Here is a 12,342-nt window from a genome sequence, read left to right as displayed (position 1 = left end):
GACTCCACGCCGATGATAGTGCGGATACCCGTGTGAAAGTAGGTAATCGTCAGGCTCCCCTTAAAAACCCCTTGCTATAGCAGTAGCAAGGGGTTTTTGCTTTGCAGCGACGCTTTCATCGGTGCCTCACAGGCCGAATCCGACCCGTTGTCCGCTGAAGCCATGCTTGGAAAGTCGTGTAAGACGACCGGGACTTGATAAATGATCGCTACGCTCCCCTGTTAGTCGGTCAATCAAGCTTGCAGCGCTTCCTGTACACCACGACGCGCTCCATTTCCGTGAACCCGAGTGCTTGGTGGATCATCTGGGCCTCGGTATTGTTGATCTGCGTGTCGGACGCGAACTATACGCATCCATGCAATATTTCTGATTTTGGTCCGACGACGATTGCGCTCCTTCTGCGGATAGCTCAATCGCCCATCCACGTGTCAGTGCGTGTTTGTTAGTCTGACGCCGTATCCCCCGAGCGTGTAACTGGTGTCGATTTTGGGCCTCGGTGTTGTTGATCTGCGTGTCGGGCGCGAACTCTACGTCCGTGCAATATTTCTGATTTTGGTCCGACTACGATTGCGCTCCTTCTGCGGATAGCTCAATCGCCCATCCACGTGTCAGTGCGTGTTTGTTAGCCTGACGCCGTATCCCCCCAAGCGTGTAACTGGTGTCGATCATTCCCGTGGAGGAAGTGATTCAACTAAAACGCGTTGGCTATCGGCGGTACCGCCTTCACTTCCATCAACAACGACGCTCCAACGGCATCTTCGTCGGATGACAGGAAATCTCCACCTTAACGCTGACGTGTTTCAGTACGAACGGGTATGGCCACCCGTCAAACGCATTTCCGGGCGCACGGATCCTAGTAGGCGTTTGTTCGTGAAGCGCCATGCCCATGAGCGACGTCTGGACACTCTGGCGTGTGATCTGGTGGGGAGGAATGAGACTTGCTGGGGGGATGTTGTGAGTCGATGTGCGCGGGATCGCGCTTATCGACTCACAGGATGACACTAGAACTTATATGACGTTGAGCGCAGTAGCGCGCAAATAGCTCGTTACGCAAATAACACAGATCAAGTGGATCACGCGGATCGCGTTGCCGAAAGCACTCGGCGGACGATGGCGACGCAGATGCCAGCGAAGACCAGCAAGGCGAGCCATTCCGACGTCGGGGCAAAGCTGCTGCCGACGATGGCCAGCGGGGCGTCGGAGCCGCTGAAGCCGACGACCATCGCCATCGCAACGCCCACCAGACTCTCACCCACGATCAGGCCCGATGCCAGCAACACGCCGCGTCGTTCAGCCGCTTCCGCATACGGTCCGAAGTCCTTTCCTTGTGCCTTGGCACGTGCCTTCAGAACGCGTTGCGCAATCCAACCCAGCACCGCACCGATCACCAGCACGGAGCCGATCGTCGGGGGCAGATAGATACCGATGCCCACCGCAATGACCGGCACACGCGCAACACCACCGCGCTTGGCCAACGCTGCATCAATCGCAATCAACGCCAGCCCCAGCGCCGCGCCGATGCCGAGCATCGACCAGTCGAGCTGGTGCGTGAAGATGCCCTTGGCAATCGCCGTCATCAGAATCGCCTGCGGCGCCGACAGCGCCTGTGACGGGTCCATCCCCGCGCGCGGCAACGCATCGGTGAACCCGTAAGCGTTGTACAACAGGTTCAGCACCGGCGGAATCACCGCCGCACCCACGACACAGCCGACCAACAGCGCCACCTGCTGACGCCACGGCGTCGCGCCCACCAGCCAACCTGTTTTCAGATCCTGCAGGTTGTCGTTGGAAATCGTGGCAATGGCGATGACCGCGGCCGTCGTGAAGAGCGCCAACGCAATCGCGAGCTTGCTGCCGCCAGTGGTATCGAGCAGCCCGCTCGCCTGACTGACGCTAAGAATCAGCAGCGACACCAACACCACCGCAACGATTCCGATACCCGAAATCGGACTGGCGGACGATCCCACCAGCCCCGCCATATAGCCACATGCCGCTGCCACCAGGAAGCCGAAAACCACGGCGAACACCACGCTGCAAATCACCAGCGTCGCGATACCGCCGAACGACAGCGGCGCATCCGCGAGGAACACGCCGAACGTCACGACCCACACCGCCACGCACAACAACGTGAGACCGATCACCCAGTACGGCGACAGATCCTGCTCCGTGCGACCCAGCGTCTGTCCGTTACCAGACTTACCCCGCGCGCCACGCGCCTTGCCCAACGCCGTGAACGACGTCTTCACACCGTCGACCATCGGTTTTGCCAACGTGATCAGCGTCCAGATAGCCGCCACACCGATCACACCGGCCCCAATGAACCGCACTTTGTGTTGCCACAGCCCATTCGCGAACGCAGCCATCGCCAGCCCATCGGGATTCGGCGTGATAGCCGTGAGCACCGGCACAGCAACGCCCCACGTGAGCACCGCACCCAACAAGATCGCGAGCCCGGACACGATACCGATGAGATAACCGGCACCGATCAACGCGAGCGAGAAGCCGGTCGTCAGACGAAAGACCGCAGCGCCCGCCGGGATCCACGCAGTAATGCTCTCGCCGAGAATCTTCAGGCCAGCCGTCGCAAACGCGAACAGCGCCGAGACGATCCCGCCGAAGGCAATCTCCCGCACACCGCTCGCTTCGTTACCCGTCGATGCCTTCCCGCTGGCGGACGACGTGCCTTCATCACCTTCACTGCCGACGCGCAGAATTTCCGCCGCCGCTACGCCCTCCGGATAGGGCAAGTCACTGTCGACGACCATCGCGCGGCGCAACGGAATCGTAAACAGCACGCCAAGAATGCCGCCCGACGCGCAGATCGCCAGCGTCAGGCCAAACGGGAAGCCCTGCCAGTGTCCGATCATCAGCAAGCCGGGCAACACAAAGATGATCGATGAGAGCGTGCCGGCCGCAGACGCCTGCGTCTGCACCATGTTGTTCTCAAGGATGTTGCCGCCACGCAGCGCGCGGAGGACCGCCATCGAAATCACGGCTGCAGGAATGGAGGAAGAAAACGTGAGACCGACCTTGAGGCCGAGATAAACGTTGGAGGCAGTGAACACTACGGTGATCAGTGCGCCCAGGATCATGCCGCGTACCGTCAACTCAGGGAGAGAGACGGCGTCGGGAATTCGGGTCGGATGAGATGCCATGTACGAATAGGGGGGATTTTTCGCCCAATGGGAATGTGGCGCAGATTGTATGCGCCTGCGTGGTGCGCCGCCAGTCTTGACGGGCGTACTAGAACGACCGTTCGAATCTGACCCCATCACCCGCCGGATCGTCGGCATCAGCATCTGAGGTTCGTTAAACGGGAAAACCTTTCAAATCCATCCACTTATCAGATGGAATCCAACTTTTCTCAATCGATTTATTGATGGATGATGCGGGTTTTCCCTAGAAATAAAGTCAGTACGTAACCCCATCAGACAAACGGGCGTTGCGCACCAAAAAGGAAAGGAGCTTTTCCGATGTCCAGTCTGCATACCTCAACACATCCGGTACCTCATGCGAGCGGCGCACGCCGTTGGCTGGTGCTGGCCATCGTGTCGGTGGCGCTGCTGCTCATCGTGATCGACATGACGGTGCTCTATACGGCACTGCCGCGTCTGACCCACGATCTGGCAGCGACGGCCTCCGCCAAGCTGTGGATCGTCAACGCCTACGCGCTTGTGGTCTCGGGCCTGCTGCTCGGCATGGGCACGCTTGGTGACCGTCTGGGCCACAAGCAATTGTTTCTCGCCGGTCTGGTCGTCTTCGGCGTGGCGTCGCTCGCCGCCGCCTTTGCGCCGAGCGCCAACGTCCTGATCGTCGCCCGAGGTTTCCTCGGGGTCGGTGCGGCCATGATGATGCCCGCCACGCTGTCGCTGATTCGCCTGACGTTTGCCGATCCCCATGAGCAGGCGCTCGCTATCGGTATCTGGGCGTCGGTTGCTTCAGGTGGTGCGGCGTTCGGTCCGATTGTCGGCGGTGCGCTGCTTGAACACTTCTGGTGGGGCTCGGTCTTCCTGATCAATGTCCCGATCGTACTTATCGCGTTGCCTGTGGCCTGGTGGCTGATTCCGAAGGGCGGTTCGACATCGTCCCAACCGTGGGACTGGTTCGGCTCATTGCTCTTCATGGTCGGTCTGATCGGCGTGACGTACGCGATCAAGAGCGCGGGGAAGCTGTCCCCCGACTGGGCGACGGTCGCCGTTGCGGTCGTCGTGGGCGTCGCGTTTCTGTGGGCGTTCGTCAAACGCCAGCAGCGCAGCGCGCATCCGTTGCTCGACTTCACGTTGTTCCGTAATCCGGTGTTCGCCGGTGCGGTGGCGGCTGCACTCATGGCTGCGGCGGCTCTGATCGGCATGCAACTGGTGTTCAGCCAGCGTCTGCAACTGACGATGGGCTACTCGCCGCTGGAAGCCGGATGCGCGGGCATGCCGTTATCGATTGCCGCGTTCGTCGCGGGACCGATTGCCGGGCGCATGCTCCCCCGGATGGGCAGTGCGCGGATGTTGTTCATCTCGTTACTCACCTCGGCCGCGGGCATGGCGGGCTACCTGATCCTGCGCGATTCGGGCCAAGTGTTGTCTGCACTGGCACTGGCAACGCTCGGTGTTGGCGTCGGTGCGACCATGACGGCGGCCTCGAGCACCATCATGCAGAGCGCACCGCCCGAGCGTGCCGGGATGGCAGCGTCGGTCGAAGAGGTTTCGTACGAACTCGGCGGTGCGCTAGGCGTGACCTTCATGGGCAGCCTGCTGACATTCGTCTACGGCCGTTCGATGGATGTGCCGCAGGTGGCGACGCTCCCGGACACCGTGCGCGACAGCCTCGACGAAGCGCAGATCGTCGCTGAGCACTTGCCACCGGTCGCTGCCGATGCGCTGACGATGCTCTCCAACACCGCGTTCAATCACGGGTTCGATGCTGTGATCGGCGCGGGCGCGTTCCTGCTCTTTGCCACGGCGATCTGGGGACGTTGGCACGCACGTAAGCACTAACCGACCCCTGCATTCATCGTCACCGAAGCGCGCGCTCACCCACTCGTGAGCGCGCGTTTTTCTTTGTCTCGCGGCGTGAGTTCAGCGCAACGAGCACGACAACCAATGCGCGATGCGAACGCCATCGAGGCGTGACCCTTCGGGGGTGTCGCTGCCGAGCATCGTCACGATCACGGGACGCGTCTTGTGCACCATCACCCGCATCACCATGTTGTGCCCCGACTCGTTGATGAAGCCCGTCTTCTGCACGCTGGCGTGCACCTTGCCGTAACGCACCAGTCGGTTCGTATTGACGTATTGCAGCTGTCCTTTGCCAGTGGGCACTAACTGCTGATGATCGATCGAGTAGCGGCGAATCAGCGGATAGCCGTTCGACGCGCGCACCAGTCGCGCCAGCTCACGCGCCGTCGACACATTGCGCGGCGAGAGTCCCGTGGCGTTTTCGAAGCGTGTGTTAGGCATGTTGAGCAAGCGTGCCTTGGCGTTCATTGCCGAGATAAACGCGGGCCGCCCGCCCGGATAGTCACGACTCAGCGCTGCGGCGGCTCGGTTCTCGGAGGCCATCAGCGAGATGTGCAGCATGTTGGCGCGCGAGAGCGTTGAGCCCACGGCCAGACGCGAATGCGTGAACTTCAAGGTATCGAGATCCGCATTCGTGACGGTGAGCGGCGCGCGCATGGCCGGGCCGCTGTCGAGCCAGACGACGGCCGTCATCAGCTTCGAGAGCGACGCGATGGGGCGCACCTGATCGGCATTCAGGGCAAACAGCGGCGTGTGCGTTTTCTCGTCGACGATGTACACCGCCTTCGAGAACAGTCGCTTTCGCGATGCTGGCGTGAAGCCGCAACGGGCGAGCAAGCGGGGTTTGGCGTCAGTACTCACTTGGGCTGATGCAGCCGCTGTTACTCCGGGCTTCGCCGCAGTTGCCGCGGTCGCCCCCGCCGCAGCCATAGCAGCCTTCGGCACGGCCTTGCGCCGCGCGACCGTCGGCGATCGCTTCGCCGTGGACTTCGTCACCTTGGCATGACGCGGCGGTGCCGCCTTCTTCGCGGTGCGACTCGTGCGTCCTTTCGCGGCGTGAGTCGCCGCACGCTTGCGCGACGTGCTCGCTGCCGTCGCCTTGTGCTTCGGCGCTGCCTTCGCCTTTTTTACCACCGGTTTCTTCTTCTTGACGGCGTCATGCCGACGCTTGCCGGTGCTCGACTGATGCGCGTTGGCGGCGAGCGCGTCGCTGACCGGGAGTCCCGCGATAAGCAGAATGACGCCGAACAGCACGAGGCGCGCAATGGCAATTGCACGTGGAGGCATACGGTAAAGGCGGGGCAGGGACGGGCTGAGCAGCGGGTACCACAGGGCAGACATCTTCGCGCGGTTCCGTAGAGAGAAGTGACGAGAAAGCGATGTGCGTCGAACAAAAATGCTCTCCACGCGCGACGGCAACCGCCACACGAGTGATAGACGCAATCCACGGGGAAACCTGTTGGACGTCGGTCAGAAGAGGAGTTCCTGAGTTTTTCGGCGACACATTACAAAAAGTTACAAGTGCAGAACCTTCGGCGTACGAATGCTCTGCGCTCCTCGGCAACTTAGCTTTGCGCAATTGGTTATTGGACGCTGCTGGCGCCCACTTCCTAGACTGAGCGTTCGCCTGAATCGGCATCATCCATACCTAAATCAAGGGGAATACGTCATGCAACGCCGCCAATTGTTTCGTCTGCTCGGCAGTCTCTCGCTCGCACTGGCCCTCGGCTCGCTCGGTACGTTGGGCTCGGCGAGCGCCTTTGCGGCCGACAAACCGCTCAAGGTCGGCGTGCGCGGCGGCGTCGATGAAGAGATTTGGGAAGTGGTCACGAAGGTGGCGAAATCGCGTGGCCTGAACGTCGAATCCGTGGTGGTGAGCGGCACGGCCAGTCCGAACGAAGCGCTGAATAACGGCGATCTCGACGCCAATTCCTTCCAGCACATTCCGTTCCTGCGCGATCAGGTCAAGCAACGCGGCTACAAGCTTGTGTCGGTCGGCGACACGCTGATCTCGCCCATCGCGTTCTATTCGAAGAAGTACAAGTCGCTCGAATCGCTGCCCGAAGGCGCGAAGATCGGCCTGCCGAACGACCCGAGCAATCAGACCCGCGCGCTCGTGATCCTGCGCGATCACGGTCTGATCAAGCTGCGCGATGGCTTCGATCCCTACACCGGCACGGCCACGCTCTCGGACGTCACCGCCAACCCGCGCAAGCTTCAGTTCATCGAAAGCGCATCGGTGGTGCTGGCGCGCTCGCTGCCGGACGTCGACGCGTCGGCCATCGTCAACAGCTTCGCGTATCAGGCAGGCCTGATCGCCACGCGCGACGGCATCGCGGTCGAGAAGCGCGAGAACAATCCTTACGTGAACATCATTGCCGTGCGCGAAAAGGACAAGAACGCGCCGTGGGTTGCGCCCCTCGTGAAGGCGTATCAATCGGAAGAAGTGCGCAAGTTCATTGAGACCAAGTATCAGGGTTCGGTCGTCCCGGCGTTCTGATCACCCATTCACCATTTTCATTCGCGAGGACCCCGTCGATGACAACCCGGCACACTTCCACAGCGCCCACCACGACCACGGTGACCCGCTTGCCCACTGCGGCGGCGCGCGAAGTCGCACACATCACCTTCGACGGACTCAGCAAGATTTACCCCGGGGCGTCGAGTGCGGCGTTGCAGGACATTGCCTTCGCCGTGCATCGCGGCGAGAGCTTCGGCATCATCGGACGCAGCGGCGCAGGCAAGTCCACGCTGCTGCGCACGATCAACGCGCTGGAGTTGCCGAGCACGGGGCATGTGAAGGTGGATGGCGTCGATGTGGCGTCGCTCGACGAAGCGGCGCTGGTCGGTTTGCGTCGGCGCGTCGGCATGATCTTCCAGCACTTCAACTTGTTGTCGGCGAAGACCGTCTTCGAAAACGTGGCGCTGCCGCTGCGTGTGGCGGGCGTGCCGAAAGCACAAATCGCGCCGCGAGTAAACGAGCTACTAGCGCTCGTGGGGCTGTCGGGCAAGGCCGATGCCTATCCCGCCATGCTCTCCGGCGGACAAAAGCAGCGCGTGGGGATCGCGCGTGCGCTGGTACATCGCCCCGAAATTCTGCTGTGCGACGAAGCGACGTCCGCACTCGATCCCGAGACGACCGATTCGATTCTCTCGTTGTTGCGCGACGTCCAGCGCGAATTTGGCTTAACGGTTGTCCTCATCACGCACGACATGGGGGTGATCCATCAGGCCTGCGACCGCGTACTGGTGCTCGATCAGGGACGCATCACCGAACTAGGTCCGGTCGACGAAGTCTTCGCGAACCCTCTGGCTGAGGCAACGCGCGCGCTGCTACGCCCGTTGCAACACGCCTGGCAGGGACGTCTCACGCAAAACGCACAGCGCCAACACGCACACGCCGTTTAGTTCTCTCGGAATCGTTATGCTCGACAAATACCTGCGCGCCCTCGGTGAAACCTTGTTGATGGTCACGAGCGCGTGCGCCATCGTCTTTGCGGTGGGCATGCTGATCGCCATCGTGCTGGTGATCACCGCATCGGGCGGTCTGGTCCCGCGTCCGCGTTTCAACCGCGCGTTGTCGGTCGTGGTGAATCTGTTCCGCGCGGTACCTTTCATCATCCTGCTGGTGGCGTTGTTGCCGGTCACGCGCTGGATCGTCGGCACGACAATGGGCACATGGGCCGCCGTGGTGCCGCTCGCCGTCCATCTGATTCCGTTCTTCGCGCGAGTGACGCAAGTCGGCTTGCGCGAGATCGACCCGGGACTGATCGAAGCGGCGCGCGCGATGGGCTGCCGTCGCTGGCACATCGTGCGCCACGTGCTGTTGCCCGAAGCGCTTCCCGCGATTCTCGGCGGTGCGACAGTGACGGTGATTGCGATGGTCGGGGCGTCGGCAATGGCGGGGGCAGTCGGGGCGGGCGGTCTGGGCGATCTCGCTGTGCGGTATGGCTATGAGCGCTACGAGACGAGTGTGATGTTCAACGTGATCGTGATTCTCGTGGCCCTCGTGACGCTGGTGCAGTTCGCGGGGGAGCGTCTCGCACGCAGAGTCGATCATCGTCGCTGAGCACTGAGGACGGACAGCGCCCGAACAAAAAAGAGGCCGCACTTGCGGCCTCTTTTCATTCGCTACCCGGATTCGGCGCAACGCCGAATCCATTCAGTCATCAATACCCGAGTGCGAGACCCGTGTTGCGACGAGGATCGTTCGAGCCGTAGAAACGGTTCTTGCCGACCGGCTTGCCGCCGAGCGACGGCGCGCCGACGAGAATCGCCGCAATGTGGTTAGCCGGTTGCGGGCCTGCGAACTTTTGGCCCCAGCTTTCCAGAATCTTTTGCGTGTCCGGGCTCAGCGCGAACGCTTCGATGTTGGTCGCTTCCGGCATCCATTGCTGGTGGAAACGCGGCGCATCGACGGCTTCCTGCAACGTCATGCCGTAGTCGATCACGTTGAGCATCGTCAGCAGCGTGGCCGTGATGATGCGGCTACCGCCCGGCGTGCCGACGACCATCACCGGCTTGCCGTCCTTCGTGACGATGGTCGGGCTCATCGACGACAGCGGACGACGGCCCGGGCCGATGGCGTTCGCCTCACCCTGAATCAGACCGTACATGTTCGGCACGCCCACCTTCGAGGTGAAGTCGTCCATTTCGTCGTTGAGCAGCACGCCCGTGCCGTTGGCCATGACCTTCGCGCCGAACCAGTCGTTGAGCGTGTAGGTGACGGATACGGCGTTGCCGTCCTTGTCGATGATGGAGTAGTGCGTCGTGTTGCTGCCTTCATGCGGCGGCACACCCGGCTTGATCTCCTGCGAGATACCAGCCTTTTGCGGGTTGATCGCGGCACGAATCTTCGCGGCGTAGTTCTTGTCGAGCAACTGTGCGATCGGGTTCTTCACGAAGTCCGGGTCGCCCAGATAGCTGTTGCGGTCGACATACGCGTGGCGCATGGCCTCGATGGTGTAGTGCACGCCCTGGGCCGAGTGATAGCCCAGCTCCTTCATCGGGTAGCCTTCGAGAATGTTCATGATCTCGCAGATCACCACGCCGCCCGAGCTCGGGGGCGGGGCGGACACCACGTGATAGCCGCGATAGTCGCACTCGACCGGGGCCAGTTCGCGCGTCTTGTACTGATCGAGGTCGGCCTGCGTGATGATGCCGCCGCCCGCCTTCATCGACGCCACCAGCTTGTCGGCAACTTCACCCTTGTAGAAGCCGTCGGTGCCGCGGGCACTGATCAGCTTGAGCGTGCGGGCGAGGTCCTTCTGCACAAGACGTTCGCCCGGCTGGAACGGTTGACCCTTGTTCAGGAAGATGGCACCCGAGTTGGCGCGGTCCTTTTCGAAGTCCTTGGTGGACGTCCACAGCATATCGACGTCGCCCTGATCGAGCACGAAACCCTTGTCGGCGAGCGTGATGGCCGGTGCGAGCAGTTGCTGACGCGTCTTCGTGCCGTACTTCTCGCGAGCGTATTCCATACCGGACACGCTGCCCGGGACGCCGACGGCCAGATAACCGGTTGTCGAAGCACCCTTGATGACGTTGCCGTCCTTGTCGAGGTACATGTTGGCCGTTGCAGCGAGCGGGGCCTTTTCACGGAAGTCGAGGAAGGTCTTGCGGCCGTCGGCGAGCTGGATCGTCATGAAGCCGCCGCCGCCGATGTTGCCCGCTGCCGGGTACACCACGGCGAGCGCGTAACCGACCGCAACCGCGGCGTCGACGGCATTGCCGCCGGCCTTGAGCACGTCGACGCCGACTTTCGACGCGAGGTGCTGGGCCGTCACGACCATGCCGTTCTGAGCGCCGACCGGTGCCTGCGATGCCGCGTGAACGTTGAACAGCGCGCAGCTCAGAGCTGTGGCTAAGAGCGCTTTGGTGAAGGTTGGGTTTTTCATCGTCTTTCTGTGGTTCTTATCGTGAGCGAGATAAAGGGAGCTCCAACTGCCGGAGCTTCAACTGCGCTAGCGACGGACACACGACGGGCAGCTCGCCCTCGCCCATGGACCCCAGCGGGCGACATGGTTGCGGGGTGATGTCTCCGCTGCCTAAACAACATTACGACGTGCGTGAACAATCCCGTCGACCATCGAACGTTAACGCATAACGGGTAATTGGGGAAAGATGCGCCAAAAGTCCGGGCGACGGGCCACAACGCAGCTTCAGGTGGCTCTGGACAATTCGCGAAATCGCGTACGCGCCTTCACAGGCCTTGTGCGACGCGAACTTCACACAATATGGGGTCAGATATCGATGGAGGTTTGTCCGTCGAAACGGAGGGGATCACGAAGCAAAACGGCGCGAAAAGTTCGGAATCCACTCGGTGTTGTTGCGCGATCACCACGCTGTCATGTGACCCGTGTATTAGCGAATCGAAGTTGGGAGGCAAGCGCGACTTGCACAGATAACAGGCAGATATCGCCGTGTTGAGCAGGATTGAACTGCGTGTTGAGTTTTGATGCGCGTCGAATGACGCGAGCACCCCCGGCGGCGCTCGCATCTTCGCTGACGCTCAGATCAGCAGGTCTTCGTAGAAAGCACCGAACGCACGCGTCGGATGCGCGATCTGGATCTCGAGAATCCACAGGCCGCCGTTGGGCGTGCCTTCGAAATCGCCGAGCTTGCCGCCCTTGTAGATGGCGTGCGGGAAGTCACTGACGCGGTGGCCCTTGATGTCCAGGTTGAGAACCCAGCCCATCGCCTCGGCCTGTGCCTTCGCGAATTCGTACAGGGCCTGACCGTTCACCCCTTCGGCGCGCCAATGCTGGTGGACGATGTCGAACAGGCGCTTGGCGTCGTCTGCACAACGCTGCATCTCGGGATCGCTGCCAGTCGTGCGCGTGAACCCGCAATCGCCTTCGTGCGCACCAAACACCACGCCGATGTCGATGAAATAGATGTCGTCGTCGCCGAGCACCGGGTCGTTATCGCTGCGTTCGCTGAACGTGCGCAACGTGTTTTCGCCGAAGCGAATCAGCACCGGGTGCCAGATGCGGTCCATGCCGAGCGTGCCGAGCAGCGTCTTGCTGGCGGCGATGGCTTCCGACTCGCGCATGCCGGGCTTGATCATGGCGGCGATTTTCTCGGTGGCTTCCCACGTGAGCGCCTGCGCACGTTGCATGGCTTCGGCGCTGTACTTGGTTCCGACTGCTTCGCGCCGGGCCAACTCCGTCAACTCCATCGAATTTCTCCACTGTTTATTCTGATTTGGGTGGAACGCCAGTCGCGTTGCAACCTGCGGAACAGACGTCATGGCTTTTAGGATACGGCCTAACTTGTATAATTCGAAGCGCCATTTGTCGCGGGATCGGTTGGGCCACTTTGCGATGGATCG

At 61.6% G+C, this 12,342-nt stretch carries 7 protein-coding genes and 1 pseudogene; 4 read left to right on the top strand and 4 right to left on the bottom strand.

Annotation, left to right across the window (positions count from 1 at the left end; all coding sequences use genetic code 11):
- Window positions 1-1,073: 1,073 nt before the first annotated feature.
- A complete protein-coding gene (locus tag PAN31117_RS15140) occupies window positions 1,074-3,155 on the bottom strand; it encodes an OPT family oligopeptide transporter (protein ID WP_150738882.1) in 2,082 nt (693 codons plus the stop codon).
- A 318-nt stretch (window positions 3,156-3,473) separates the two neighbouring features.
- On the opposite strand from PAN31117_RS15140, the gene PAN31117_RS15135 reads away from it, so the two are divergent.
- Window positions 3,474-4,988: an MFS transporter gene (locus PAN31117_RS15135; protein ID WP_150738881.1), complete on the top strand. Its 1,515-nt coding sequence runs from the start codon at window positions 3,474-3,476 to the stop codon at window positions 4,986-4,988.
- 81 nt (window positions 4,989-5,069) lie between these two features.
- Here PAN31117_RS15135 and PAN31117_RS15130 read toward each other — a convergent pair whose 3' ends face one another.
- Window positions 5,070-6,350 (bottom strand): serine hydrolase, encoded by a 1,281-nt coding sequence (locus PAN31117_RS15130; RefSeq protein WP_246189095.1) that lies wholly within the window; start codon window positions 6,348-6,350, stop codon window positions 5,070-5,072.
- A gap of 328 nt (window positions 6,351-6,678) precedes the next feature.
- Between PAN31117_RS15130 and PAN31117_RS15125 the strand changes: the two genes are divergently transcribed.
- The 3 genes and pseudogenes from PAN31117_RS15125 to PAN31117_RS15115 all read left to right on the top strand — a co-directional run bounded on the left by PAN31117_RS15125 (window position 6,679) and on the right by PAN31117_RS15115 (window position 9,078).
- Window positions 6,679-7,509, top strand: coding sequence for a MetQ/NlpA family ABC transporter substrate-binding protein (locus tag PAN31117_RS15125; RefSeq protein WP_150738880.1), 831 nt, complete (start codon window positions 6,679-6,681; stop codon window positions 7,507-7,509).
- 38 nt (window positions 7,510-7,547) lie between these two features.
- Window positions 7,548-8,384: pseudogene (locus PAN31117_RS15120) on the top strand (methionine ABC transporter ATP-binding protein); the annotation flags it as partial.
- 49 nt (window positions 8,385-8,433) lie between these two features.
- On the top strand, window positions 8,434-9,078 hold the full coding sequence (locus PAN31117_RS15115) for a methionine ABC transporter permease (RefSeq protein WP_150738878.1): 645 nt from the start codon (window positions 8,434-8,436) through the stop codon (window positions 9,076-9,078).
- Between the two features lie 100 nt (window positions 9,079-9,178).
- Here the strand turns inward: PAN31117_RS15115 and ggt are convergent, their stop codons facing one another.
- The gene (ggt, locus tag PAN31117_RS15110) at window positions 9,179-10,801 is read right to left on the bottom strand and encodes a gamma-glutamyltransferase (protein WP_246189102.1); all 1,623 of its coding nucleotides are present in this window, start codon (window positions 10,799-10,801) and stop codon (window positions 9,179-9,181) included.
- Between the two features lie 719 nt (window positions 10,802-11,520).
- Entirely contained in the window at window positions 11,521-12,189 is a 669-nt protein-coding gene (locus tag PAN31117_RS15105; RefSeq protein ID WP_150738876.1) for a M24 family metallopeptidase, read from the bottom strand.
- Between the last annotated feature and the right edge of the window lie 153 nt (window positions 12,190-12,342).

The organism is Pandoraea anapnoica (assembly GCF_902459765.1).
In the GTDB taxonomy this organism is placed as follows: domain Bacteria; phylum Pseudomonadota; class Gammaproteobacteria; order Burkholderiales; family Burkholderiaceae; genus Pandoraea; species Pandoraea anapnoica.
Note: the sequence above shows the minus strand (reverse complement) of the source record. Positions and strands in the feature narration are given on the sequence as shown.